General features: G+C 73.9%; 25 protein-coding genes. 10 read left to right on the top strand and 15 right to left on the bottom strand.

All coding sequences use genetic code 11. The features are described from left to right. The first annotated feature begins 44 nt into the window (after window positions 1-44). Both ACFYUS_RS15295 and ACFYUS_RS15290 read left to right on the top strand, forming a co-directional pair. Complete coding sequence (locus tag ACFYUS_RS15295) at window positions 45-701, top strand: response regulator transcription factor (protein ID WP_388850922.1); 657 nt, start codon at window positions 45-47, stop codon at window positions 699-701. Further along, window positions 698-1,807, top strand: a complete 1,110-nt coding sequence (locus ACFYUS_RS15290; RefSeq protein ID WP_388850919.1) for an ATP-binding protein — start codon at window positions 698-700, stop codon at window positions 1,805-1,807. Before ACFYUS_RS15295 ends, ACFYUS_RS15290 begins: the two co-directional genes overlap by 4 nt. Here the strand turns inward: ACFYUS_RS15290 and ACFYUS_RS15285 are convergent. Then, window positions 1,804-3,570 carry a VWA domain-containing protein gene (locus tag ACFYUS_RS15285; RefSeq protein WP_388850916.1) on the bottom strand — a complete coding sequence of 589 codons (1,767 nt, stop codon included), beginning with the start codon at window positions 3,568-3,570 and terminating at the stop codon, window positions 1,804-1,806. The genes ACFYUS_RS15290 and ACFYUS_RS15285 overlap by 4 nt on opposite strands. Window positions 3,571-3,942: 372 nt before the next feature. Here ACFYUS_RS15285 and ACFYUS_RS15280 point away from each other — a divergent pair, with 372 nt between their 5' ends. After that, the gene (locus tag ACFYUS_RS15280; RefSeq protein ID WP_388850913.1) at window positions 3,943-5,994 is read left to right on the top strand and encodes a PhoX family protein; all 2,052 of its coding nucleotides are present in this window, start codon (window positions 3,943-3,945) and stop codon (window positions 5,992-5,994) included. 53 nt (window positions 5,995-6,047) lie between these two features. Here the strand turns inward: ACFYUS_RS15280 and ACFYUS_RS15275 are convergent, their stop codons facing one another. The 8 genes from ACFYUS_RS15275 to ACFYUS_RS15240 form a co-directional block, all read right to left on the bottom strand. Next, the gene (locus ACFYUS_RS15275; protein ID WP_388850910.1) at window positions 6,048-7,037 is read right to left on the bottom strand and encodes a hypothetical protein; all 990 of its coding nucleotides are present in this window, start codon (window positions 7,035-7,037) and stop codon (window positions 6,048-6,050) included. A gap of 96 nt (window positions 7,038-7,133) precedes the next feature. Further along, complete coding sequence (locus ACFYUS_RS15270; protein ID WP_388850907.1) at window positions 7,134-8,609, bottom strand: APC family permease; 1,476 nt, start codon at window positions 8,607-8,609, stop codon at window positions 7,134-7,136. A gap of 218 nt (window positions 8,610-8,827) precedes the next feature. After that, window positions 8,828-10,819, bottom strand: coding sequence for an FUSC family protein (locus tag ACFYUS_RS15265; protein ID WP_388850904.1), 1,992 nt, complete (start codon window positions 10,817-10,819; stop codon window positions 8,828-8,830). Window positions 10,820-10,861: 42 nt separating this feature from the next. Beyond that, on the bottom strand, window positions 10,862-11,104 hold the full coding sequence (locus ACFYUS_RS15260; protein WP_388850901.1) for a DUF2630 family protein: 243 nt from the start codon (window positions 11,102-11,104) through the stop codon (window positions 10,862-10,864). A gap of 18 nt (window positions 11,105-11,122) precedes the next feature. Then, entirely contained in the window at window positions 11,123-12,121 is a 999-nt protein-coding gene (locus tag ACFYUS_RS15255) for an endonuclease/exonuclease/phosphatase family protein (protein ID WP_388850898.1), read from the bottom strand. Window positions 12,122-12,177: 56 nt separating this feature from the next. Then, window positions 12,178-12,615, bottom strand: a complete 438-nt coding sequence (locus tag ACFYUS_RS15250) for a hypothetical protein (protein ID WP_388850895.1) — start codon at window positions 12,613-12,615, stop codon at window positions 12,178-12,180. Window positions 12,616-12,625: 10 nt separating this feature from the next. Then, window positions 12,626-13,060, bottom strand: coding sequence for a hypothetical protein (locus ACFYUS_RS15245; protein ID WP_388850892.1), 435 nt, complete (start codon window positions 13,058-13,060; stop codon window positions 12,626-12,628). Window positions 13,061-13,097: 37 nt separating this feature from the next. After that, window positions 13,098-13,874, bottom strand: a complete 777-nt coding sequence (locus tag ACFYUS_RS15240; RefSeq protein WP_388850889.1) for an alpha/beta fold hydrolase — start codon at window positions 13,872-13,874, stop codon at window positions 13,098-13,100. Window positions 13,875-13,949: 75 nt separating this feature from the next. Between ACFYUS_RS15240 and ACFYUS_RS15235 the strand changes: the two genes are divergently transcribed. After that, entirely contained in the window at window positions 13,950-15,281 is a 1,332-nt protein-coding gene (locus ACFYUS_RS15235; protein ID WP_388851758.1) for a PLP-dependent aminotransferase family protein, read from the top strand. Window positions 15,282-15,360: 79 nt separating this feature from the next. Continuing rightward, window positions 15,361-15,765: a hypothetical protein gene (locus tag ACFYUS_RS15230; RefSeq protein ID WP_388850886.1), complete on the top strand. Its 405-nt coding sequence runs from the start codon at window positions 15,361-15,363 to the stop codon at window positions 15,763-15,765. 43 nt (window positions 15,766-15,808) lie between these two features. Here ACFYUS_RS15230 and ACFYUS_RS15225 read toward each other — a convergent pair whose 3' ends face one another. The 3 genes from ACFYUS_RS15225 to ACFYUS_RS15215 are packed head-to-tail and all read right to left on the bottom strand — an operon-like array spanning window position 15,809 to window position 18,025. Next, window positions 15,809-16,243, bottom strand: coding sequence for a universal stress protein (locus tag ACFYUS_RS15225; RefSeq protein ID WP_388850884.1), 435 nt, complete (start codon window positions 16,241-16,243; stop codon window positions 15,809-15,811). Window positions 16,244-16,293: 50 nt separating this feature from the next. Next, on the bottom strand, window positions 16,294-16,917 hold the full coding sequence (locus ACFYUS_RS15220) for an FMN reductase (protein WP_388850881.1): 624 nt from the start codon (window positions 16,915-16,917) through the stop codon (window positions 16,294-16,296). Between the two features lie 4 nt (window positions 16,918-16,921). Further along, a complete protein-coding gene (locus ACFYUS_RS15215; RefSeq protein WP_388851755.1) occupies window positions 16,922-18,025 on the bottom strand; it encodes an LLM class flavin-dependent oxidoreductase in 1,104 nt (367 codons plus the stop codon). 110 nt (window positions 18,026-18,135) lie between these two features. On the opposite strand from ACFYUS_RS15215, the gene ACFYUS_RS15210 reads away from it, so the two are divergent. Genes ACFYUS_RS15210 through cobM form a run of 3 tightly spaced genes read left to right on the top strand, consistent with a single transcriptional unit; the run spans window position 18,136 to window position 20,337 of the window. Next, window positions 18,136-18,312 (top strand): DUF6126 family protein, encoded by a 177-nt coding sequence (locus ACFYUS_RS15210; protein ID WP_388850878.1) that lies wholly within the window; start codon window positions 18,136-18,138, stop codon window positions 18,310-18,312. A gap of 43 nt (window positions 18,313-18,355) precedes the next feature. Continuing rightward, a complete protein-coding gene (gene cbiE / locus ACFYUS_RS15205) occupies window positions 18,356-19,591 on the top strand; it encodes a precorrin-6y C5,15-methyltransferase (decarboxylating) subunit CbiE (RefSeq protein WP_388850875.1) in 1,236 nt (411 codons plus the stop codon). After that, entirely contained in the window at window positions 19,588-20,337 is a 750-nt protein-coding gene (cobM, locus tag ACFYUS_RS15200) for a precorrin-4 C(11)-methyltransferase (protein WP_388850872.1), read from the top strand. The genes cbiE and cobM overlap by 4 nt, the downstream gene beginning before the upstream one ends. A gap of 24 nt (window positions 20,338-20,361) precedes the next feature. On the opposite strand, the gene ACFYUS_RS15195 is transcribed toward cobM, so the two are convergent. Further along, window positions 20,362-20,436 carry a 50S ribosomal protein bL37 gene (locus ACFYUS_RS15195; protein WP_099895366.1) on the bottom strand — a complete coding sequence of 25 codons (75 nt, stop codon included), beginning with the start codon at window positions 20,434-20,436 and terminating at the stop codon, window positions 20,362-20,364. Between the two features lie 95 nt (window positions 20,437-20,531). Between ACFYUS_RS15195 and ACFYUS_RS15190 the strand changes: the two genes are divergently transcribed. Continuing rightward, window positions 20,532-21,209: a hypothetical protein gene (locus ACFYUS_RS15190; protein WP_388850869.1), complete on the top strand. Its 678-nt coding sequence runs from the start codon at window positions 20,532-20,534 to the stop codon at window positions 21,207-21,209. Here the strand turns inward: ACFYUS_RS15190 and ACFYUS_RS15185 are convergent. Together ACFYUS_RS15185 and ACFYUS_RS15180 are read right to left on the bottom strand one after the other, a co-directional pair. After that, window positions 21,194-21,760 carry a GNAT family N-acetyltransferase gene (locus ACFYUS_RS15185; protein ID WP_388850866.1) on the bottom strand — a complete coding sequence of 189 codons (567 nt, stop codon included), beginning with the start codon at window positions 21,758-21,760 and terminating at the stop codon, window positions 21,194-21,196. The two genes, ACFYUS_RS15190 and ACFYUS_RS15185, sit on opposite strands and share 16 nt — an antisense overlap. A 41-nt stretch (window positions 21,761-21,801) precedes the next feature. Then, window positions 21,802-22,974, bottom strand: a complete 1,173-nt coding sequence (locus ACFYUS_RS15180; protein WP_388850863.1) for a cobalt-precorrin-5B (C(1))-methyltransferase — start codon at window positions 22,972-22,974, stop codon at window positions 21,802-21,804. A gap of 12 nt (window positions 22,975-22,986) precedes the next feature. Here ACFYUS_RS15180 and ACFYUS_RS15175 point away from each other — a divergent pair, with 12 nt between their 5' ends. Then, window positions 22,987-23,709 carry a cobalt-precorrin-6A reductase gene (locus ACFYUS_RS15175; protein ID WP_388850860.1) on the top strand — a complete coding sequence of 241 codons (723 nt, stop codon included), beginning with the start codon at window positions 22,987-22,989 and terminating at the stop codon, window positions 23,707-23,709. Window position 23,710 lies beyond the last annotated feature (1 nt).

Here is a 23,710-nt window from a genome sequence, read left to right as displayed (position 1 = left end):
ATCCCCTCACCTCGGTAAACCGGGGGCTGTGGATGATGAGCGGCATGCGTGTACTCGTAGCCGAGGACGAACGGGACCTCGCCGCACTCCTCGCCACCGGCCTGCGGCGGGCCGGCTTCGCCGTCGACACCGTCCACGCGGGGGACGACGCCCTGGAGCGGCTCGGTCTGTACGCGTACGACGTGCTCGTCCTCGACCGGGACCTGCCCCGCGTCCACGGTGACGACGTGGCCCGGCGGCTCGTCGCCGCCGGATCGCCCACCCGGATCCTCATGCTCACCGCCTCCGCCGCCGTCGAGGACCGCGTCGAGGGCCTCGACCTGGGGGCCGACGACTACCTCGGCAAGCCCTTCGACTTCCCCGAGCTGGTCTCCCGCGTCCGCGCCCTCCGGCGGCGCTCCGCCCGCCCCGCCCTGCCGCCCCTCCTCGAACGCGACGGCCTGGTCATGGACACCGTCCGGCGGACCGCCGCCCGCGACGGGCGGGACCTCGACCTCTCGCCCAAGGAGTTCACCGTCCTCCAGATCCTCCTGGAGGCCGACGGCGCCGTCGTCTCCGCCGAGGAGCTCCTCGAACGCGCCTGGGACGCCCACGCCGACCCCTTCACCGGGGCCGTACGCGTCTGCATGAGCAAGCTGAGGGGGAAGCTCGGGGAGCCGGGACCCGTCCGGACCGTGCAGGGCGTGGGGTACGCGCTGTGAGCCCGGGGCTCCTCGGCGCCGGGTCCACCATCCGCACCCGCATCGCGCTCGTCTACGGAGGCGTCTTCCTGGTCCTCGGCGCCGTGCTGCTGCTCGTGGTGAACCTGCTGGTCAGGGCCGGTACGGACGCCGACGCGGAGGCGATCGTGGCGGGGGCGGACGACGTCGCCGTCGTCGAGGCGTACCGGATCGGCGACGACGTCAGCCGGGCCGCGGGCGAGCAGATGCTCATGTGGTCCTGCATGGCGTTGCTGGTCATCGCCTGTGGGGCGGTGGTGGTGGGGTGGTGGACCGCCGGGCGGGTCCTGCGGCCCGTGCACGAGATGACCGCGCGGGCCCGGCGGCTCTCCGGGCTCGACGCGGGGGTCCCCCCGGACGGAGCCTGGGGGAGGCTCGCGGTGCGCGGGCCCGACGACGAGCTCAAGGAGCTCGGCGACACGGTCGACGCGCTCCTCGGGCGCCTCGAAGCCGCCTTCGACAGCCGGCGCCGGTTCATCGCCAACGCCTCCCACGAGCTCCGCACCCCGCTCGCCACCCAGCGCGCCGCGATCCAGATCGGCCTCGACGACGACTGCGAGGTCCGGCAGGTCCTCCTCGACGCCAACCGGCGCAGCGAACGCCTCATCGACGGGCTCCTGCTCCTCGCGCGGAGCGAGCGCGGGCTCGCCGAACGGGAGGACGTGCGGCTCGGGGACGTCGTCGAGGAGGAGTACGCGCACGCGTACGTGGTGGGAGACGGCGGCGTCGTACGGGGGAGCCGGGTGCTGCTCGCCCAGCTCGTACGGAACCTCGTCGCGAACGCGGTCGCGTACAACGTGCCGGGGGGCGAGGTCCGCGTACGGGTCGAGGCGCCCGGGGTCCTCACCGTCGTCAACACCGGGCCGGTCGTCCCCGAGGCCGACGTCGACGGACTCTTCGAGCCCTTCCGGCGGGGGGAGGGGCGGGACCGGATGGGGCCCGGCGCGGGGCTCGGGCTCTCCCTCGTGCGGTCCATCGCCCTCGCGCACGGGGGTGCCGTGCGGGCCGTCGCCCGGAGCGCCGGGGACGGCGGGGGGCTGGCGGTGACGGTGACCCTGCCGGTCACCGTCACCGCCTCTTGCTCCTAGAACTCCAGGCCGGAGAGCAGACCCCGGTAGAAGGCCGCGTGCGCCGTCTCCACGGGGGTCACGCCCGCGAAGTACGCCGCCGTACGGGGGGTGCCGTCGAGCTTCCGCAGGTAGTCGAAGGCCTTGTTGTCCTCCTCGCCCCAGACCACGAACCGCCAGTGCAGCGGGCGCTCCGCCGCCTCGGCGAGCGCCTGCGTCGCGGCCGTCTTCGACTCCGGGGCGCCGTCCGTCTGGAACACCACGAGCGCCGGGCGGGCCGGGTCGTTCTTCTCGTGGTGCGCGAGGACCTCTTCGACGGCCCGGTGGTAGTTCGTACGGCCCAGGCGACCGAGAGTGCCGTTGATCTCGTCGACACGGGTGGGCGTGAGGCCGGCCGGGGTCAGGTCGACCGTGCCGTCGATGTCCGTCGAGAAGAACACGGTCGTCACGGTCGCGTCCTCGTCCAGGTGCGCCGCCAGCGCGGTGACCTGCTCGGCGAGCCGCTGCACGGAACCGTCCTTGAAGTACCCGCGCATCGACCCGGACCGGTCGACGACCAGGTACACGGCGGCCCGCGCCCCCGTGAGCCCCTGCTTCTTGAGCTCCGCCCCGGCGGCCTTGTACGCGTCCGCGAGGTGGGGCGCGGCGGCCTTGAGGGCGGCGAGGGGGAGGGCGGGGGTGAGGGTGGAGGTGACCTGGTCGGACTCGTCGTCGGCCGGGGCCTCGTCGGTCTGGGCCTCCGGCTCGGGGGCGGCGTCGGCCGCCGGTTCCGCCGGGGCGGTGTCCTCGGCCTGCGTCTCGTCGGCCTGGGCCTCCGGCTCGGCCGGGGTCGTGTCGGCGGCGACCTCGGCGACCTCGGGCTCCGCCGGAGCGGCGGCCTCGGCCTCCGGCTCCTCCGCGGCGTCCGCCTCCGGCTCGGGGGCGGCTTCGGCGGCGGGCTCGGCCGCCTCCTGTGCCTCCGGGGCGGCCTCGGGCGCGTCCACGGCGACGACCGGCTCGGGCTCCGCCGGAGCGGCGGCCTCGGCCTGCGGCTCCTCCGCGGCGTCCGCCTCCGGCTCGGCGGCCTCGGCGGCGGGCTCCGCCGCCTCCGGCTCCTCCGGAGTGGCCTCGGGCGCGACCACGTCCACGACGGCGACCGTCTCCGGCTCCGCCGCGACGGCAACCTCGGCCTGCGGCTCGTCCGCAGCGTCCGCCTCCGGCTCGGCGGCCACCTCGGCCACCTCGGGCTCCGCCGGAGCGGCGGCCTCGGCCTGCGGCTCCTCCGCGACGCCCGCTTCCGGCTCGGCGGCCTCGGCGGCGGGCTCCGCCGCCTCCTCCCGCTGCTCAACAGCAGCGGGAGCAGCGGCAGCCGTCGGCTCGTCGGCGTCCTGCGTCGCCGCCGCGTCCACCACGGCCTCGGCGGCCACCGGCTCCTCGGCGGGCTCCGCCTCCACCTCGGCCGCGGTCACCGGTTCCTCGGCAGCGGCCACCGGCTCGTCGGCAGCGTCCGCCGCCACCTCGGCCGCGGCCACCGGCTCCTCGGCAGAAGCCGGAGCCGTAGCCGTCACCTCGGCCTCACCCGTGCGGGCCTTCGGGATCTGCGGGTTGTCGAAGGACGCCGCCACCAGGTCGTCCGCCGCCCGGCGGGCAGCCGCTTCCGAGGCGACCGGGACACTCGCGGCCTCCGCGGCACCCGCGGTCTCCACGGCGGCCGGGGCCTTCACAGCCTCCGACGTGTCCACAGCCCCCGACGTGTCCACGGCGGCCGAGGCCTCCACCGCCTCCGCACCCTCCACCGCACCCACAGCCTCCGGCGTAGCCGTTTCCGGGGTTTCACGCGTCTGGGGCGGGACGGAGGTTGCCGGGGATTCCTCGCGGTTCCGGCCGAAGACCTTGCGCAGCATGCTCCGAATACCCATGGGCGAACCCTTTCGCATGAGTGGGGGTGCAGTGTGAATGTCCGTACTGGGTGTTTCGGGATGTTCATCCCTGGCCAGGGCGGACACGTAAGGTTAGCGGCCGCCCCCTCCCCTTCCGGCGCCCCGGTCGGCCACGGTTGTCGTGCATTCATGCGGCGTTCATTCGGGCGCCGTCCCGGTGCAGATCTACGCCCATAGCGTCGCGGCCGAGAGAACCCGACAGCATGGCGGCGCTGTGACGCGCCGGAGGAGGACGAAGTGCGCAAACTGCTGCCGCTGCTGAGCACGAACCCGCACGGGGGCGGACGTTCCGCTCTCACCTGCCGGTTCCGCTGTGGTGACGCCTGCTTCCACGAGGTGCCCAACACCAGCGACAACGAGTACGTCGGCGACGTCATCGCCGGGGTGCTCTCCCGCCGTTCCGCGCTTCGTGCCGCCGCCGTCGTGACGGTCGCCTCCGCCGTCGGCGGGGCCGTCGCCCTCGGGGGCGCCCAGGAGGCCGTGGCCGCGCCGGGGAGGCCGGAGCGCGTCGACGGCGCCCGGGGGCTCCGCTTCGCGCCCGTCGCGCCCAACACCGCCGACCAGGTCACCGTCCCCGCCGGGTACGAGCAGAACGTGGTCATCCGCTGGGGCGAGCCCATCCTCCGGGGCGCGCCGGCCTTCGACTCCGAGAACCAGACCGCCGCCGCGCAGGCCGGTCAGTTCGGCTACAACAACGACTTCCTGTCCCTGCTGCCGCTGCGCCACGAGCCGCACCGACAGGTCCTCGTCGCGAACCACGAGTACACCGACGAGGTGCTGATGTTCCGGGGGTACGACCCCGAGAACCCGACCCGCGAGCAGGTCGAGATCGCCTGGGCCGCGCACGGCCTCGGCGTCGTCGTGGTGCAGGAGGAGCACCGTACGGGCAAGCTGACCGCCGTCACCCGGCACCGGCTGAACCGGCGGCTGACCGCGACGAGCGAGTTCGAGCTCGCCGGGCCCGTCGCCGGCGGCGACCTCGTGAAGACGTCGGCCGACCCGGAGGGCCGTACCGTCCTCGGCACGCTCAACAACTGCTCCGGCGGCACCACCCCGTGGGGCACCACGCTCCACGGCGAGGAGAACTTCAACCAGTACTTCGCGAACGGCTCCTCCGCCACCGACAAGCGGTACGGCATCGGCACCGGCGCCTCCGAGCGCAAGTGGGAGCGGTTCGACAAGCGCTTCGACCTCAAGCAGGAGCCGAACGAGTCGCACCGCTTCGGCTGGGTCGTCGAGCTCGACCCGTACGACCCCGAGTCGACGCCCCGCAAGCGCACCGCGCTCGGCCGCTTCAAGCACGAGGCCGCGCAGCCCCGGCTCACCGAGGACGGCCGTCCCGCCGTCTACATGGGCGACGACGAGCGGTTCGACTACCTCTACAAGTTCGTTTCCTCGAAGCGGATGAAGAAGGGGAACTCGCGGGCCGCCCACGAGCACAACCTCACCCTCCTCGACGAGGGCACCCTCTACGTCGCCAAGCTGACCGGCGACTCGCCCGCCGAGATCGACGGCACTGGCAAGCTCCCGAACGACGGCGAGTTCGACGGGTCCGGCGTGTGGATCCCGCTCGCGACCGCCGGTCCCGACGGTGCCGTCTCGCACGTGCCCGGGATGACCGCCGAGGAGGTGTACGTCTTCACCCGTCTCGCCGGTGACAAGGTCGGGGCGACGAAGATGGACCGGCCCGAGGACGTCGAGCCGTCGCCGCGCACCGGTCGCGTGTACGTGGCGCTCACCAACAACTCCAAGCGCGGCACCGCGGGCAACGCCCCCGCCGACGAGGCGAACCCGCGCAACGTCAACAAGCACGGCCACGTCCTGGAGCTCGCCGAGCACTGGGACGACCCGGCGGGCGACGGCTTCGCGTGGCGGCTGTTCCTGGTCGCGGGCGATCCGGGCGACCCGGCCACCTACTTCGCCGGCTTCCCCAAGGAGAAGGTCTCCCCGATCTCCTGCCCGGACAACGTCGCCTTCGACCCGCACGGCAACCTGTGGATCTCCACCGACGGCAACCAGCTCGGCTCCCACGACGGCCTGTTCGGCGTCGCCACCCGCGGCGAGCGGCGCGGTGAGCTCAAGCAGTTCCTGACCGTGCCGACCGGCGCCGAGACCTGCGGCCCGCTCGTCCAGGACCGCCGCGTCCTGGTCGCCGTGCAGCACCCGGGCGAGGTCGACGGCGCCTCCGTCGAGAAGCCCGCCTCCGTCTGGCCCGACGGACCGGGGAAGATCGTCCGCCCGGCGGTCGTCTCCGTATGGCGCACGGACGGCGGCGACATCGGCCTCTGAGGTCTCTTGGGGTCTCTGAGGCCTCTGATGCACGCAGGGGGGCCGGGAGCGGATCACTCCACTCCCAGGCCCTCCCTGAATCTGACGAACTGCTCCTCCGGGTCGCCCGTGTACGCCCACGGCACCCACGCCGCCCGCGTCCCGAGCAGCCCCATCAGCTCCCGCGCGATCTCCACCTGGCCCGCATAACAGGCCGCGTGGGCAAGGAAGTTGAGGTCACCGATCTCCTCCGGGGGCACCGGGCCGCCGGGGTCCCGCCCGCCGATCCAGCGGGCGTGCGTACGGCGCAGCTCGGTCACCGCCAGTTCGTGCTTCCAGTGCTGGTCGAAGCCGCGCACCGGGCCCCGGCCGAGCGCCCCGTCCGCGATGTACCGGTACTCCTCGACCCGGGCCACCTGCACCAGGACCGGCAGCGGCGAGCCGGGCGGTGCCACGCCCGCCGCGTCGCGGGCGAAGTCGTACATGCTGCCGTGCGTGCCGTGCCACCGCGCGGACCAGTAGCGCAGCACCTGGATGTGGCCCTCGGTGTTGTACGGGTCGCGGCGTCGCAACTCGTCGAACCAGTGGCGGAGTTCGCGGCGCGGCACCCCGCCCTCGTACAGCCTGGCCACCGAGAGGAGCGAGACCCACGGCATCGGGTCCTCCGGTGCCGCCTCGGCCGCGTTCCGGCAGGCGTCGACGGCGGCGTCGATCCGGCCCCGGTCGATGGTGGCGCCCCGGCCGGCGGCGATGGCCGCGTCGAAGACCCGTACCACCTCGGTCGCGGCCCGCAGGACGGCGGCGTCGGGGTTGCCGGGCTCGGCGGCCCGCCAGGTCTCGACGGTGGAGCTGCCGGCGGCGGCGTGCGAGAGGAGCCGCAGCCGGTGGGTGCGGCGCGCCCAGTGCGTACCGGTGGCGGCGAGCAGGTCCCGTACGCCCTGCCAGCGGCCGATGACGATGTCGTGGCGCGCCTCGGTCAGCGCCCGGTCCCCGAAGTCCGGGTCGAAGTCGGGCGCGAAGCGCTCCTGGCGCGCCGCGCGCACGGAACGGCGTCGTACGGCCATCGGGGGCCTCCTTCGGGTTCGGCTGCCGTCAGAAGTCGCTGCGTCGGAAGTCGCCGCGTACGTGAGGGTGTACGTACGGGCGAGGTCAGGAGTCCGTCAGAAGTCCGTCGCGTAGTTCTTGTCGCGGGTTCCCGTACGCGGGCTCGTGGCCGGGGCGGAGCCCTCCGCCGCTTCGAGGGCGCGGACGGCGTCCAGGCGGGCCGGGCGGTAGTAGTCGCTGCCCTTGCGCCAGTACACGAGCAGCGGGACGACGCCGAGGAGCAGTCCGCCGAGGCCGATGGTGACGGCGGTCGTGGAGAGGGTGCTGAGGGATTCGACGAAGGCCCAGAGCATGAACGCGGAGCCGAGCAGGGGCCAGAGGCCGCCGAGGACCAGGTTCCGCACGGAGCGGAACAGGACCGCCTTGTAGGCGACGATGGCGGCGATGCCCGCGAGGCCGTAGTAGAAGGCGATCTGGAGGCCGATCGCGGCGACGGCGTCGCTGAGGATGCGCTGCACGGAGCCGGCGGCCGCGGCCGCGGCGAACATCAGGAGGGCGGCGCCGCCGACGGCGGCGATCGCGACCCACGGGGTGTTCCAGCGGCGGTGCACGAGTCCGAGGGCGGCGGGCAGGGTCCGGTCGCGGCCCATCGCGAAGAGGGAGCGGGTGACCTGGAGGAGGGTGGTCTCCAGGGTGGCGACGGTGGACAGGAGGACGGCCGCGACGAGCAGCTTGCCGCCGACGCCCGGCCAGATCTCCTGGCCGAGGACGGCGAGGACGTTGGGTCCGGCGGCGCGGATCTCGTCGGCGCTCAGCAGGACGTTGACGGCGACGGTGAAGGCCTCGAAGAGGAGGAAGACGAAGCCGACGCCGACGAGCGCGGCGAGTCCGGCGGTGCGGCGGCTGTCGCGGGTCTCCTCGCTGAGGTTGCTGGTGACGTCCCAGCCCCAGTAGTAGAACGCGGCGATCAGCGCCCCGGCGGCGAAGGTGTCGGGCCCGTGGAAGTGGTCGAGGGCGAACCAGGACCAGTCGAAGTCGGTGGCCCGGCCCCGGTGCGCGACGGCGGCCAGGATGAAGCCGAGCAGGATCAGCATCTCGACGCCGGACATCACGAGTTGCGCCCGTACGGTGAGCCGGGCGCCGCCCAGGACGACGAGCAGCATCATCAGGAACCAGCCGGCGCCGACGGCCGCGGCGAGCGGGGTGGAGTCGGCGAGTTCGGGGCTGATCAGGGAGAGCGTGAGGGTGCCGGCGGGCAGCGAACCGGCCACCATGAAGACGATGGCGGCGATGACGAGCGCCCAGCCGGAGAGGAAGCCGAGGAAGGGGTGGAGGGTGCGGCCCACCCAGGAGTAGCCGGCTCCGGCGTTGACGTCGATCCGGCCGAGGCGGGCGTACGCGAGGACGATGCCGAGCATCGGTATCGCGCAGTAGAGCAGGGCGGCGGGTCCGGCGAGGCCGACCGCGCCGAAGAGGACGGCGGTCGTCGCGGCCAGCGAATAGGCGGGGGCGCTGCCGGCGACGGCCATCACGATCGTGTCGAAGGTGCCGAGGACGTTGGGCTGGAGCCCTCTGTTCGTGGTGGTGCGCATGGCGGGTCCTCGGGGAGCGGGGAGGGTGAGGCAGGGCGAGGCGGGGCAGGGCACGGCTGAGTGGCGTGCTCGCCGGGCCGGTTGCCGACGGCGGCGGGCGCGGATCACGGGTGAATCGAGCGCATCGTAGTCGCCCGGGTGGATTCCGGTAACGGCGGTGGGGAAGGTTCCGTTCCGTGACCGCCGGTAAGTCCTCCCGTGCGCCCCCGGAACGGGGTTTACCGCAGGTCGGGACCGGCGATGGCACGGGCCGCGCCGACCTCCCGGCGCAGCGGTGCCAGGACTCCGTTCTCGTCGCCGGGGAGCTCCGCGCGGACCTCCACGAGGGTGTCGGTGCCGCGCAGTCCGTCCGCGAGCTCCCGCAACTCCCGCTCCACGGCGGTGACCTCCGCCGGATCGGGCGCGGGGGCGCCGTGGTCGACGCGGATCCTGGCCGCGGTCGTCGCGTCGACGATCCGTTCCACGGCGACGACGAGCGGCCACCAGGCGGCGGCGCGGGTGCCGGTGGGCGGCGGTTCGGTCAGGGCCCGCTGGAACTCGGAGCGGACGGTGGACAGATCGCGGTAGAGCTTCCGCCGGGCCCGCAGCCGCCCGCCGTGGTCCTCCGTCCCGCCGAAGGCCCGCCCCACGTACGCGGCGGTGTCGGCGACGGCGTCGGCGAGCCGGTCGCCGATCCGGGAGTGCCAGGACTCGGGCCAGAGCAGATAGCCGGCGACCAGGGCGATCGCGCAGCCGATGAGCGAGTCGTACAGGCGGGGCAGGACGAGGTCGAAGCCCTGGTGGTTGAGGACGTCGGAGAGCAGCAGGATGACCGGGGTGATGGCCGCGGTCTGGAAGGCGTACCCCTTCGCGGAGGAGGCGGGGATCAGCGCCGCGAGCACGGCGAGGACCGGCACGTCCCACCAGCCGCGGGGCACTTGGGAGAGGACGAGGGCGGCGAGGACGAGTCCGGCGGCGGTGCCGGCGGCGCGGAGCACGGCCCGGGAGAAGACCGAGCCGAAGTCGGGCTTCATGACGAACGTGACGGTGAGCGCGACCCAGTACGAGCGGGGTACGGGGACCAGCGAGACGAGGGCCTGCGCGAGGCCGACGCAGAGCGCGAGCCGCAGGCCGTACCGCCAGGACGCCTCGGAGAGCAGCACGGCGCGGGCGGCCCGGCGGGCCCGGACCCGGAGGGCGGCGGGCCTTCCCAGCCGGTCGTCGACGTTGAACGGGTCGGGGTCGGCCAAGGGGGTCTCCCCTGCTCGAGCGGAGCCGAGAGCTTGGGGAAGGACGACGGTCGCCGCGTACCGCAGGGCGTGGTCCACGGCCTTCTCGGCGGGCCGCTCGGGCGTCGGCAGATCGAGTGCGGGCGCCCCGGTGCGCCCCTCCTCGACGGCGTCCGCCAGATCCCGTACGGCGGCCGGGATCTCGGGCGGCAGCGGCCCGAGGAGCCGGGCCCGCAGATGGGCGGCGGGCGCGGCCTCGACGAGCGGGATGACGACGTTCAGCTGGGCGAGGATCCGCACCAGGGAACTCGCCCGCCCGTGCTGGCGGGCCCGCCGGGCGAGCACCAGGTCGTACGACTGGTTGAGCGAGGCGGTGACGGCCTGCCGCTTCTCGTCGTACGAAGGGGTGCCGGTGGCCTCGTACAGCTCGGCGACGGCCCGGTAGGTCGCCGCCACCGCCTCCCGTTCGGGCGCGGCCCGCCGCATCGGCCAGCCGAGGAGCGTGAGCACGAGCACGAACAGCCCGCCCAGCGCCAGCAGAACGGGCGCCCTCCACCACGGCTCCGGCATCGGCAGCCCCGCCCCGACGACGGCGTTGAGCAGCAGGAGCAGCCCCGACACGGACGCGACCGCGCCGATCGACGAGATCATCCCGGACACGAGGGCGATGACCGTCACGACGGCCACCGCCACCCACCCCTCCCCGAAGACGAGGGTCCCGAGCGTCACCCCCAGCGCCCCGAACAACTGCGGCACCGCGATGTTGAACACCCGCATCCGGTAGGCGTCGGCCGTGTCCCCGATGACCCCCGACAGCGCCCCCATCGACACCAGCGCCCCGTACGCCGGCTTCCCCGCCGCCATCCCCACGGCCAACGGCACGGACAACGCGACCGCCGCCCTGACGACGGCGGCCCACGGCACCGGCGCGGCCTCCGGCTTGAGCCCGGCGGTCAGCCAGGCGGGCGGTGCGATCCGTGCGGGTCCTGCGCTCCGTGCCATGCGACCAACGTACGACGCCGTCGCCGGAGCCCCCGGGAGGCCTCAGTTGCGGTACGACTCGACCTCGGTGGCCGGGCGGAGGGCGGCCGTGTCGGGGTCCTCGCCGAATTCGGCTTTGGCGCGTCGTTGGCGGAGCAGGTCCCAGCATTGGTCGAGGCGTACTTCGAGGTCGGCGAGGCGGGTGCGTTCCTCGGGGGAGAGGCCGCCGGTGCCGGCCCGTCGGCGGAGGGTGCGTTCCTCCTCGACGAGGGTGCCGATGTCGTCAAGGATCTCCTCGTTGTCCATGCCTTCCAGCGTGGCGGATCAGCGCTCGCCCCGCAGGTCGAGGTCGGCGAGGACGGCGCGGTGGTCGGAGCCGGGGAGGGCGGGGAAGCGGAGGGCGGCGACGGAGAAGTGGTCGCTGACCAGGACGTGGTCGATCTGGACGTACGGCGGCAGGGGGCCTTCGGTGGGCCAGGTGGGGGTGCGGCTGGTGCGGGCCTGCCGGGCGGCGTCCTGGACGTGGCCGGTGCGGAGGATCGCGCGGAAGGCGTGGTGGTCCTGGGAGGCGTTGAAGTCTCCGGCGAGGAGCATCGGTGTGCGGGGCGGGCGTTCGGCGGCCGCCTTCTCGATCCGGCCGAGTTCCCGTTTCCACAGGTCCACCTGGCCCGGCAGCGGCGGCATGGGGTGGGCGAGCTGGACGCGGACGGGCCGGCCGGCGATCTCGGCGGTGGCGCCCGGCATGCCCATGACCGCAGGGATCACCTCCTCGTCGCTCAGCGGATAGGCGCTGAGCAGGACCGAGCCGGCCGAGCCGCCGGAGTCGACGGAGGCGTGGTGGGGGAGCTCGGCGGCGAAGGTGCTGGTGAGGGCGTGTCCGCAGACGTGGTCGCACTCGGAGACGAACACCAGCCGGGGGCGTTCGCGGCGGATCGTGCCGATCAGCGCCTCGGTGGCCTGGCCGAACTCGACGTTGGCGGCGAGGACGCGGACCCGGGTGATCGGCAGGCCGCCGTAGGCGGTGACGGCCTGCGGCAGGTACGGCAGGGTGCTCCAGGCGGTCACGGCGAGGACGACGACGGCCGTGAAGGCGAGGGCGCGGCGGCGGGCGGCGGCGGCGAGCAGCACCCCGAGGGCGGCGGGGACGGTGAGCCAGGGGAGGAAGGAGAGCAGCTGCGGTACGGGCGTGACCGCGTCCGTGTCGAGGAAGCGGCAGGCGGCGGTCACGGCGGGCACGACCAGGAGCAGCCCTGCGGCCCAGGCGGTGAGGGAGTGCCTGGGCCGGAGAGGAGGTGCTTCGGGTGCCGCGGGAGGGGGTGCCATGGGTGCGGGTGCTGCCGGTTCGGGTGCTTCCGGGGCGGGGGGTCGGTCCACGCGGCTCAGTGTCGCAGCGCCTGCGCGATCTCCGCCTTCGGTTGGCCCGAGAGCGTCCGGTTGCTGCGCGCCGTGCCGGTCTTGGACTTCCCGGCTTCGACGCCGTCGATGTTCAGGACGACGGCGTCGAGCATGTTCCCGTCGCCGTCACGGAAGATGACCATGATCGTGTAGTCGGCGGTCTTGTCCTTGGGGTTGGCCGCGGTGATCGTGGCGATCGTGCGGTCCCCGTCGGTGCTGGTCGGGCCGGCGCTGACGTCGCCGGTGGCGTTCACCCCGTCCTTGACCTTGTTCATCTGCTCCTGGGCGGCCGAGGCGACGGCCGCGGTGGCGGAGGAGACGATCTCCCCCGCCTTGTTCTTGGCGGTGTCGCAGCCGGTGAAGGGGATGAGGAGGAGGGCGGCGGTGGTGGCGAGAGCGATTCCGGTCGTACGGCGTCCCATCTGCCGCGCCTCAGAACGCCTTGTCCGAGCCGTACTGGTCGTCCGTGGCCAGTGCCCAGATCACGAAGACCGAGATGGCCATGGAGAAGAGCGCCCACCACGGCTGGTAGGGCAGGAAGAGGAACTGGAAGAGGACGTTGAGGGAGGCGAGGGAGATACCGGCGATCCGGCCCCACTCGGCGCCCCTGAGGATGCCGAAGCCGGCGATGGCGACGATGACGCCGAGGATCAGGTGGATCCAGCCCCAGGTGGTGAGGTTGAACTTGAAGACGTAGTCGCCGATGCGGGTGTAGACGTCGTCCTCGGCGATGCCGGCGATGCCCTGGAAGATGTCCATGAAGCCGGTGACCAGCATGAGGACGCCGGCGAAGAGGGTGCCGCCGGAGGCCCAGGCGGAGGAGCTCGACGGGTGCCCCGCCTGGCGGGGTGAGGTGTTCTGGCTCATGGCCCCATCGTCGGAGCGTTCGTACGATTCCGAACTTTCAACTGGGCCGAACGAGTGAGCGCAGGAAGGCGTCGAGGGCCGCGTCGAACTCCTCGGGCCGCTCCAGGTTGGGCAGGTGCGCGGCCCGCTCGATCACGGTGAGCGTGGAGTGGGGCAGCAGCGCGTGCATCTCCTCCGCGTCCGCGACCGGGGTGTACGTGTCGTCCCGGCCGACGACGACGAGCGCGGGCACGGCGAGGGCGGAGAGGACCGGTTTGTAGTCGGGGCGCTCGGCCCGGCCGCGCAGGGCGGCGGCCGCCGCGACCGGGTCGGTGGCGCACATCATGCGGTGGACGTGCGGCGCGGCATGCGTGTTGTAGGGGGCGACCATCCGGTCCAGGACCTCGTCGGCGTACCCCCGCATGCCCTCCCTCAGGAGCCGGTCGGCCATGGCGTTCCGGGCCTTCTTGCCGTCCTCGGTCTCGGCGGCCGGGAAGGTGTCGGCGAGGACGAGGCCCCGGACCCGCTCGGGGTGGCGGCGGACGAGCTCCATGGCGATCTGGCCGCCCATGGAGAGGCCGGCGACGACGCAGTCGTCGATGCCGAGCGCGTCGAGGAGGTCGGCGAGGTCCTCGGCGAACTCGCCGAGGGTGGTGGATCCGGTCGTCGCGCCGAGGGGCGTGGCGCCGTAGCCCCGCAGGTCGGGGGCGATGACGCGGTGTCCGGCGCGGGAGAAGCGGTCGATCTGCGGCTGCCACATCGTGTGGTCGAAGGGGTGGCCGTGGACGAGGAGGAGGGCGGGGCCGGTGCCCCGGTCCTCGTGGAAGGTGGGCATGACGGCAGGCTAGGCAGCCCCAACTGCTCGGTGCAATAAGATCTTTGCTCTCGGTGCAATGAGGGGGTGGGGCTCGTGGACGAGTACCGGAGGATCGCCGACCGGGTCGAGGCGGCCGTACGGGACGGGCGGCTGCGCCCCGGCGACCGGCTGCCGCCGCAGCGCGTCTTCGCCCGCCGCCACGGCATCGCGAACTCGACGGCGATCCGCGTGTACGGGGAGCTGGCCCGGCGCGGACTGGTCGTCGGCGAGGTCGGACGCGGCACCTTCGTCCGGGCCGCGCCCCCGCTGCCCGGGCCCGCTCTCGCCGAGGCGACCGGTGCCGCGCCCGTCGACCTCCAGCTCAACTACCCGGTCGCCGAAGGACAGTCGGAGCTGATGGCCCGCGCGCTCACGGCGCTCTCCCGGCCCGACGTCCTCGCGGAGGCCGTCTCCCGGCCGGCCGCCGCCACCGGTACGCCCGGGGCCCGGGAGGCGGCGGTGTCCGTCCTCGCCCGGTCCGGCTGGGCGCCCGACCCCGACGGCGTCCTCTTCGCGGGGAACGCCCGCCAGGCCCTCGCCGCCGCGCTCTCCGCGCTCGTGCCGCCCGGCGGCCGCCTCGGCGTCGAAGCGCTCACGTATCCGCTGGTCAAGGCGGTCGCGGAGCGGCTCGGCATCCGGCTGGTCCCGCTCGCCCTCGACGAGGAGGGGGTGCGGCCGGAGGCCCTGGAGACCGCGCACCGGGCCGCGCCCCTCGCCGCCGTCTACCTCCAGCCGACCCTCCACAACCCGCTCTCCACCACCGCGGGGGAGGAGCGCCGGGCCGAACTCGCCGGACTTCTGCGCCGCCTGGACCTCACCGCCGTCGAGGACACCACCTGGGCCTTCCTGCACCCCGACGCGCCCGCGCCGCTCGCCGCGCACGCCCCCGAGCGGGTCCTCCTCGTCGACAGCCTCTCCAAACGGCTCGCCCCCGGACTGACCGTCGGCTACGTCGTGGCGCCGGCGCGTCTCCGCACCGCCGTCGCCGACGCCCTGCGCTCCGGCGCCTGGACCGCCGGCGGGCTCGCCCTCGCCGCCGCCACGCGCTGGGCCGGGGACGGGACGGTCGCCGAGGCGGTCGCGCTCAAGCGGGCGGACACGGAGGCCCGGCACGCCCTGGTCCGGCGCCGGCTCGCCGGGCATGCCCTCCGGTCGTCCCCGCACGCGTACTACTGCTGGTGGGAGCTGCCCGCGCCCTGGCGCGCGGAGACCTTCACCGCGGCCGCCGCCGCACGCGCGGGGGTGGCCGTCACCCCCGGCAGCGCCTTCGCGGTCGGCCGCGGAGCGACCCCCGACGCCGTCAGGCTCGGCCTCGCGTCACCGCCGGTCGCGGTCCTGGACGAGGCCCTGGCCCGGCTGGCCGCGGTGGCCGCCGAAGGCCCGTGATCCACTTGCGGGGTGCGGGGCGGGGGTGTGCTCTGGAGGGTGCGGGAACCGGGGGGCCGAAAGCGAAGGAGCTCCTGCCATGGCCGCACACGCAGCGGTGCCCGTCCGGCGCCAGTTCAGTACGCACGGCTGGGGAGTCCCGGTCACGATCGGCGTCTCGTACGGCCTGTACGCGCCGGTGATCGTCCGAGACGGCGGCGCGCTCAGCTGGGGACAGTTCTGGCTGGGCCTCATCTCCGCCGTCGTCGTCGCCGTCGCGATGTACGCCCTCCGACGCTATGGCCACCACCTGCCCCGCGAGCTGCGGGGCGCCGCCTGGGGCGCCTACGCAGGCATCGCGGTCGGCTTCCTGTACAGCCTCTCCGGCGCGAGCATCTACTCGTCGACGCTGCTCGGGCTGATCGTGGGAGCGGTCTCGGGCGGCGCGGCGTTCTACCTCTTCTACACGCACGAGGACGCGACGGGTCACCCCGCGCCGTACTGACGGCCCTCCCGCGCGGGCAGCGCGCCGGCCCGGTGGTGGTGGTTCAGGACGCCTCGTCCCGCACCACCACCACCGGGCACGGCGCGTGGTGGGTGACGTGGGAGGAGACCGAGCCGAGGACCGCCGCCTTGAAGCCGCTGTACCCGCGGTCGCCGACGACCAGCAGGCTCGCGCCCCGGGCCGCGTCGACGAGGGCCTGGGCGGCGTTGTCGCCGACGATCGTGCGGGTGACGGCGGCGGCCTCCTCCGGGGTGAGGATGGCGTCGAGGGCCGTGTCGAGGATCTGCCGGGCGACCTTCTCGGGGTCGAACTGCAGGGACACGCCCGGCACCACCGTCGCCCAGACCCCGGGGTAGTCCCAGCTGATCACCGCCTGGAGCGAGTCCCCGGTGAGGGCGGCCTGCGCGGCCGCCCACTTCAGCGCCTTCAGGGAGGGCTCCGATCCGTCCACGCCCACCACGATCCTGCCGTCGGCCATCGCCGACCTCCGTTTCGTCGCTGCCAGTGGACCCAACGTAACAAAACCGGTCAGTCCAGGCGCAGGTCCGCCAGCTGCTTCTCGAACGGGACGATCTCCTCGTCGTCGGTGCGCCGGGCCGGACGGGCGGCCACGGTGTCCGCGAACTCGTTGCCCGCGCGGGTGATCCGGGCCGGCAGGCCTTCCGTGTACTCGTCGCCGCCCGAGCCCCAGTCCTCCGAGGCCGCGTAGACGGCGGTGGGGGAGACGGAGGCGCGGAGGTAGGCGAAGAGGGGGCGGAGGGCGTGGTCGAGGACGAGGGAGTGGCGGGCGGTGCCGCCGGTGGCGCCGAGGAGGACCGGCACGCCGGTCAGCGCCGTCGGGTCGATCAGGTCGAAGAAGGACTTGAACAGGCCGCTGTAGGAGGCGGTGAAGACGGGGGTGACGGCGATGACGCCGTCCGCGCCCGTCACCTTGTCGATCGTCTCCTGGAGCTTCTCGGAGGGGAATCCCGTCACGAAGTTCTTCGCGATGTCGACGGCGAGGTCGCGCAGTTCGACGACCTCGACGTCGACGGCGTACTCCTGCTCGGCCAGCCGGTACCGGGCCGCCTGGAGGAGGCGGTCGGCGAGGAGCCGGGTGGAGGACGGGGAGCTCAGGCCGGCCGAGACGGCGACCAGCTTCAGCGTCTGCATGGCGTCAGATCTCCTTCGAGGCGTTCGAGGCGTTCGAGGCGTTCGAGACGACGGCGGGGTGGAGCGGGGCGGTCTCCGGCACGCCGGCCGGCCGCAGGTTCTCGAACTCCTTGCGCAGCACCGGGACGACCTCCTCGCCGAGGATGTCGAGCTGCTCCAGGACCGTCTTCAGCGGCAGTCCCGCGTGGTCGACCAGGAACAGCTGGCGCTGGTAGTCGCCCACGTAGTCGCGGAAGGACAGGGTGCGCTCGATGACCTCCTGCGGGGAGCCGACGGTCAGCGGGGTCTCGCGGCTGAACTCCTCCAGGGAGGGGCCGTGGCCGTAGACCGGCGCGTTGTCGAAGTACGGGCGGAACTCCCGTACCGCGTCCTGCGAGTTCTTCCGCAGGAACACCTGGCCGCCGAGGCCGACGATCGCCTGCTCGGGGGTGCCGTGGCCGTAGTGGGCGTACCGCTGGCGGTAGAGGCGGACCATCTTCTCGGTGTGCTGCTTGGGCCAGAAGATGTGGTTCGCGAAGAACCCGTCGCCGTAGTAGGCCGCCTGCTCGGCGATCTCGGGGGAGCGGATGGAGCCGTGCCAGACGAACGGCGGGACGCCGTCGAGCGGACGCGGGGTGGACGTGAAGCCCTGGAGGGCGCTGCGGAACTTGCCCTCCCAGTCGACGACGTCCTCCCTCCACAGCTTGTGGAGGAGCGCGTAGTTCTCGATGGCGAGCGGGATGCCCTGGCGGATGTCCTGGCCGAACCACGGGTAGACCGGGCCCGTGTTGCCGCGCCCCATCATCAGGTCCACGCGTCCGTCGGCGAGGTGCTGGAGGGTCGCGTAGTCCTCGGCGATCTTCACCGGGTCGTTGGTGGTGATCAGGGTGGTCGAGGTGGAGAGGATCAGGTTCTCCGTGCGGGCGGCTATGTGCCCGAGGAGGGTCGTCGGCGAGGACGGGACGAACGGCGGGTTGTGGTGCTCGCCGGTCGCGAAGACGTCGAGCCCGACCTCCTCGGCCTTGAGCGCGATCGCGACGGTGTCCTTGATGCGCTCGTGCTCGGAGGGGGTGCGGCCGGTGGTGGGGTCGGTCGTCACGTCGCCGACGGTGAAGATCCCGAACTGCATCGTGCTCACCTCTCGCGGTGTCCTGCCTTGCGGCCTGTTGGTTGAAGCTTAAACTATCCGCTCCAACGATGCGACCCCCTCCTCTATTCCGGCGCCTTACCCTGGATCGCATGACCGAGAAGGCGGCCGAGAAGGCGACGGGGAAAGAGACCGGGGAAGCGCACGACAGCGAACGGTGGAAGGAGCGGGGCGTGATGCTCCGCGTCTTCGTGTACGTCTTCGCCACCCACGCCTTCGCCGGCTTCGTCTGGCTGCTCTTCTACGTCGGTCAGAACGCCCAGAAGTGACCGTCCGGTAAGCCCCGACCAGGGCTCACGTAGAGTCCCGGACGTGAACGCTGCGATATCGGTGGTGTCGGTCGTCGGAATCGGCGCGGACGGCTGGGACGGGCTCCCCGAGGGCTCCCGCCGTGTCCTGCGCGCCGCCGAGGTCCTCATCGGCGCCCCCCGCCAGCTGGACCTCCTCCCCGCCGACGCCTGCGCCGGCGAGCGGACCACCTGGCCCTCCCCGCTCCGCCCCGCCGTCCCCGGCCTGCTCGCCGCCCACGAGGGCCGCGCGATCGCCGTCCTCGCCAGCGGCGACCCCAGCTTCTACGGCATCGCCCGCACCCTCGCCGAGACCGTCGGCGCCGACCGCCTGCGCGTCCACCCGCACCCGTCCTCCGCCTCGTACGCCTGCGCCCGCCTCGGCTGGCCCCTGGAGGCCGTCGAGACGGTCTCGCTCGTCGCCCGCCCCCTCGCCGCGCTCTCCGCCGCCCTCCACGACGGCCGCCGCCTCCTCGTCCTCAGCGAAGGCGCCGACACGGCCGCGCGGGTCGCGGACCTGCTCCGCACGAGCGGCTGGGGCGGCACCCGCATCCGCGTCCTCGAACAGCTCGGCGGCCCCGCCGAGCGCCTCCTCGACGGGACCGCCGCCGACTGGCCCCACGAGCGCACCGACGCCCTCAACGTCCTCGCCCTCGACTGCGTGCGCGACCCGGACGCCCTCCGGCTCGGCGCCGTCCCCGGACTCCCGGACGAGGCGTACGAGCACGACGGCCAGCTCACCAAGCGGTACGTGCGCGCCGCCACCCTCGCCGCCCTCGCCCCCGCCCCCGGCGAACTCCTCTGGGACGTCGGCGGCGGCTCCGGCTCCATCGGCGTCGAATGGATGCGGACCCACCGCTCCTGCCGGGCGATCGCCGTCGAGAAGTCCCCCGAACGGGCCGCCCGCATCGCCCGCAACGCCGACGCGCTGGGCGTACCGGGCCTGAAGGTCGTCACCGGCCCGGCGCCGGCGGCGCTGTCCGGTCTGGAGACGCCGTCCGCGGTCTTCGTCGGCGGCGGCCTCACCGCCCCCGGCCTCCTCGACACCTGCTGGGCGGCCCTGCCGCCGGGTGGTCGGCTCGTCGCCAACACGGTGACCCTCGAATCCGAGGCGCTGCTCGCCCGGTGGTACGCCCGCCACGGCGGCGAACTCGTCCGGCTCGCCGTCGCCGCCGCCGTGCCCGTGGGCGGCTTCACCGGCTGGCGCCAGGCCATGCCCGTCACGCAGTGGTCCGTAACGAAGGGTTGTACAGAGGAATGACCGTCTACTTCATCGGCGCGGGCCCCGGCGCGGCCGACCTCATCACCGTGCGCGGCGCGCGGACCCTCGCCAAGTGCGGGGTCTGCCTCTACGCCGGCTCGCTCGTCCCCACGGAACTCCTCGCCGAGTGCCCGCCGGACGCGAAGCTCGTCGACACGGCGAAGATGGACCTCGACCAGATCGTCGCCGAGATCACCGCCGCCCACGCGGCCGGACAGGACGTGGCCCGCCTCCACTCCGGCGACCCGTCCGTCTTCAGCGCGGTCGCCGAGCAGATGCGGCGGCTCGACGCGGCGGGCGTCCCGTACGAGGTCGTGCCCGGCGTCCCCGCCTTCGCGGCGGCCGCCGCCGCGCTCAAGCGGGAGCTGACGGTCCCGACCGTCGGCCAGACGGTCATCCTCACCCGCATCGCCCAGCAGGCCACCCCGATGCCGGAGGGCGAGGACCTCGCCACCCTCGGCCGCAGCGGCGCCCTCCTCGTCCTCCACCTGGGCGCGCGCTACGTCGACCGCATCGTCTCCGAGCTGGTCCCCCACTACGGCGCGGACTGCCCGGCGGCGGTCGTCGCCATGGCCAGCCGCCCGGACGAGGTCGTCCTGCGCGGCACCCTCGACGACATCGCCGAGCAGGTGAAGACGGCGGGCATCACCAAGACGGCCGTCATCATCGTGGGCCGCACGCTCGCCGCCTCGGAGTTCCGCGACAGCCACCTGTACGACCCGGCCCGGGACCGCCACACCTGCTGACGGCCCCGTCCGCGGCCCGGCGCCTCAGGCGTTGGGCCGCTTGCCGTGGTTCGCCTTCTTCTTCTTGCGGGCCCGCTTCTTGTTGCCGCGCTTCGCCATGGGACGGACTCCCTCTCGGTCGGGGATGCTGCCGTGGCCAGCCTAGGTTCGGGGCGGTGGGGCCGCATGTCGGTGCCAGGGGCTTCAATGGACCCGTGACCGTCTACGACGTGGCCCGGGCGCTGCCGGGCATCGAGGAACTGCGCGACCGCTCCCGGGGGCTCGCGATGCTGGACGCCGTCCTGAGCCCGGAGTGGGAGGGCCGGTACTACTCCTTCGACGCGCACTGGTCGGAGACCGAGCAGCTGGCGTCGATGCGGGACGGCTCCGGTGGCGAGTACACGATCGTCCTCTCGCCGGCGGGGGCGTTCGCGCGCGTCTTCGACCACGAGTCGCCGATCAGCCCCTTCGGGCCGCTCGCGGACGGCCAGACCTGGCCCGGGGTGCTCGACGGGCTCCCGGAGGCCTTCCGGGAGTACCTGACGGAGCCCGCGTTCACGGACGAGGACGGGGTGCACGTGACCACCGCCTGCCTGTGGCGCGAGGCCACGGACACGGCCTGGCGGACGGGTCCGGTCGCCTTCCCGGACCTGGACGGCCACGAGGACCCGGACGGCTCCGGCCGCCTCCTCCACCTGCTCGTGGACCGCACGGCGGAGGCGTACGCCGCATGGGCGTCCGACTACTACGAGCGGCCGGTCGACCTGGAAGCCGTACGCCACGTCCTCGCCCTGCGCCCGCTGACCCCGGAGCTCGTGGAGACCCTCAACCCGGAGGTGGCGCTCGCCGACCTCGCCGAGGACGTCGCGGAGATCGGCTACCCGACGGCCTGACGTCCGCCCGCCGCCCACTCCGGCGCGAGGACCGACATCACCGTCGCGTCCACCCGCTCCCCCTCCCACAGCAGCGCGCCCCGCAGGACGCCCTCCGCGCGGAAGCCGGCCTTCTCGTAGGCGCGGCGGGCGCGGGGGTTGAAGGCGTACACCTCCAGCCAGATCCGGTACAGGCCGAGCGCCTCGAAGCCGTGGCCGACGATCAGCCGGGTCGCCTCCGTGCCCAGGCCCCGGCCGATGGCGTCGGGGACGAAGCAGATCCGGAAGGCGCAGCTCTCGTTGTCGGGGTCCCGATCGAGGAGGACGGCCTCGCCGACGACCCGCCCGGTCGCCCGCTCGACCACGGCGAGGTCCAGCCGGTCGTCCTGCGCGCCCCGCGAGCCGTACCACTTCAGGAGCGCCGCCTCGTCGAAGCGCGTGTGGCCCCCGGTGAGCCGGGTGACCTCCTCGTCCTCGAACAGCGGCAGCAGCGCGGGGACGTCCGCCTCGGTGACGGGACGGAGGGTCACCAGGTCACCGGTGAGGGTGGGCTTGTGGGAGAAGTCGGTCATCCCGGGATTCTCGGCGGTGGCCCGGCCGGCTGTCGCGCGGATTACGCGCCCGCGCCCGCTCCCGGTCCTGTCTCCGGGCCCGCCCCCGCGCCCGGTCCCGGTCCCGCCACCGACGAACGCCCCACCACCGTCCCCGCCCGGTCGATGCAGATCACGTCCACCGCGACCGGCGCCCCGCGCAGCACGGCGAGGGCCTCGTCGCGGGCGCGGGCGGCGACCAGGTCGCCGAGGGGGACGGCGGCGGCCTCGCAGAGGCGGAGGGCGGCGAGACCCGTGTTGGCGGCGGCGATCTCCGAGGCCAGGGACTCCGGGGCGCCGCCCGTGCGGGCCAGGTCGGCGAGGAAGGCCTTGTCGACCTGGGAGCGGGCCGAGTGGAGGTCCAGGTGGCCGGCGGCCAGCTTGGAGAGCTTGGCGAAGCCGCCGCAGATCGTGAGCCGGTCGACGGGGTGGCGGCGGACGTACTTGAGGACGGCGCCCGCGAAGTCGCCCATGTCGAGGAGGGCGATCTCCGGAAGGTCGTACAGCGTCGTCACCGTGCGCTCGGAGGTGGAGCCCGTACAACCGGCCACGTGGGTCAGACCGCCCGCGCGGGCCACGTCGACGCCCCGGCGGATGGAGTCGATCCAGGCGGAGCAGGAGTACGGGACGACGACGCCGGTCGTGCCGAGGATCGACAGGCCGCCCAGGATGCCGATGCGGGGGTTCCAGGTGGAGCGGGCGATCTCGGCGCCGTTGTCGACGGAGACGGTGATCTCGACGTCGCCGGGGGCGCCGTGCGCCGCCGCCACGGCGGCGACGTGCTCGCGCATGAGCTGCCGGGGCACGGGGTTGATGGCGGGTTCGCCGACGTCGAGGGGGAGGCCGGGGAGGGTGACCGTGCCGACGCCCTCGCCCGCGCGGAAGACGACGCCGGAGCCGGGCGGCAGGAGCCGTACCGTCGCGCGGATCACGGCCCCGTGCGTGACGTCCGGGTCGTCGCCCGCGTCCTTGACCACGGCGGCCATGGCCGCACCGGACGTCAGGGACTCGGCGGTCAGCGCGAAGGACGGCGTCTGGCCCTTCGGGAGGGTGATCGTCACCGGGTCGGGGAAGTCGCCGGTGAGGAGCGCGGTGTACGCGGCGGTCGTGGCCGCGGTCGCGCAGGCACCGGTCGTCCAGCCCGGGCGGAGACCGGTGTGCTTGAGTTGGGCCTCACGCCCGCCGCCTGTACTCACGAAGAGGCTCCTGTGCACGTACTCATTCTCGGCGGGACCACCGAGGCCCGCGCCCTCGCCGGACTGCTGCACGACCGGGTCCGGGTCACCAGCTCCCTCGCGGGGCGGGTGGCGAGCCCTCGGCTCCCGGCGGGAGAGGTCCGGATCGGGGGCTTCGGCGGGCCGGAGGGGCTCGCCGCGTGGCTGCGGGAACACGCCGTGGACGCGGTCATCGACGCCACCCATCCCTTCGCCGAGCGGATCAGCTTCAACGCGGCCCGGGCGGCCGCCACCGCCCATGTTCCCCTGCTGGCCCTGCGCCGCCCCGGCTGGGTCCGGACCGAGGGCGACGACTGGCGCGACGCGGGCTCCCTGGAGGAGGCGGCGCGGGCCCTGCACGGGCTCGGCGACCGCGTCTTCCTCACGACCGGCCGCCTGGGCCTCGCCGCCTTCGCCGCCTGCCCCCAGTGGTTCCTGGTCCGCTCGGTCGACGCCCCCGACACCCCCGTGCCCGCCCGCACCGAGATCCTCCTCGACCGCGGCCCCTTCACCCTCGACGGCGAACGCGAACTCCTCGCCCGGCACCGGATCGACGTGGTGGTGACCAAGGACAGCGGTGGCGCGGCGACCGCCCCGAAACTGACGGCGGCCCGCGAGGCGGGCATCCCGGTCGTCGTGGTCCGCCGCCCGCCGGTCCCGGAGGGCGTACCGACGGCGGCGACCCCGGAGGAGGCCGCCGCCTGGGTGCTGCGGTAGC

Origin of the sequence: Streptomyces sp. NPDC004284, assembly GCF_042874035.1 — a bacterium.
Lineage (GTDB): Bacteria > Actinomycetota > Actinomycetes > Streptomycetales > Streptomycetaceae > Streptomyces.
This window is presented reverse-complemented; position numbering and strand designations above follow the sequence as displayed.

What these genes read in the sequence shown, in the direction of transcription:
- ACFYUS_RS15250 (WP_388850895.1), bottom strand. Translation starts at nt 12,615, where the DNA reads ATGGGACGCCGTACGACCGGAATCGCTCTCGCCACCACCGCCGCCCTC.
- ACFYUS_RS15210 (WP_388850878.1), top strand. Translation starts at nt 18,136, where the DNA reads ATGACCGAGAAGGCGGCCGAGAAGGCGACGGGGAAAGAGACCGGGGAA.
- ACFYUS_RS15215 (WP_388851755.1), bottom strand. Translation starts at nt 18,025, where the DNA reads ATGCAGTTCGGGATCTTCACCGTCGGCGACGTGACGACCGACCCCACC.
- ACFYUS_RS15220 (WP_388850881.1), bottom strand. Translation starts at nt 16,917, where the DNA reads ATGCAGACGCTGAAGCTGGTCGCCGTCTCGGCCGGCCTGAGCTCCCCG.
- ACFYUS_RS15255 (WP_388850898.1), bottom strand. Translation starts at nt 12,121, where the DNA reads ATGGCACCCCCTCCCGCGGCACCCGAAGCACCTCCTCTCCGGCCCAGG.
- ACFYUS_RS15295 (WP_388850922.1), top strand. Translation starts at nt 45, where the DNA reads ATGCGTGTACTCGTAGCCGAGGACGAACGGGACCTCGCCGCACTCCTC.
- cobM (WP_388850872.1), top strand. Translation starts at nt 19,588, where the DNA reads ATGACCGTCTACTTCATCGGCGCGGGCCCCGGCGCGGCCGACCTCATC.
- ACFYUS_RS15245 (WP_388850892.1), bottom strand. Translation starts at nt 13,060, where the DNA reads ATGAGCCAGAACACCTCACCCCGCCAGGCGGGGCACCCGTCGAGCTCC.
- ACFYUS_RS15185 (WP_388850866.1), bottom strand. Translation starts at nt 21,760, where the DNA reads ATGACCGACTTCTCCCACAAGCCCACCCTCACCGGTGACCTGGTGACC.
- ACFYUS_RS15225 (WP_388850884.1), bottom strand. Translation starts at nt 16,243, where the DNA reads ATGGCCGACGGCAGGATCGTGGTGGGCGTGGACGGATCGGAGCCCTCC.
- ACFYUS_RS15275 (WP_388850910.1), bottom strand. Translation starts at nt 7,037, where the DNA reads ATGGCCGTACGACGCCGTTCCGTGCGCGCGGCGCGCCAGGAGCGCTTC.
- ACFYUS_RS15260 (WP_388850901.1), bottom strand. Translation starts at nt 11,104, where the DNA reads ATGGACAACGAGGAGATCCTTGACGACATCGGCACCCTCGTCGAGGAG.
- ACFYUS_RS15230 (WP_388850886.1), top strand. Translation starts at nt 15,361, where the DNA reads ATGGCCGCACACGCAGCGGTGCCCGTCCGGCGCCAGTTCAGTACGCAC.
- ACFYUS_RS15270 (WP_388850907.1), bottom strand. Translation starts at nt 8,609, where the DNA reads ATGCGCACCACCACGAACAGAGGGCTCCAGCCCAACGTCCTCGGCACC.
- ACFYUS_RS15265 (WP_388850904.1), bottom strand. Translation starts at nt 10,819, where the DNA reads ATGGCACGGAGCGCAGGACCCGCACGGATCGCACCGCCCGCCTGGCTG.
- ACFYUS_RS15240 (WP_388850889.1), bottom strand. Translation starts at nt 13,874, where the DNA reads ATGCCCACCTTCCACGAGGACCGGGGCACCGGCCCCGCCCTCCTCCTC.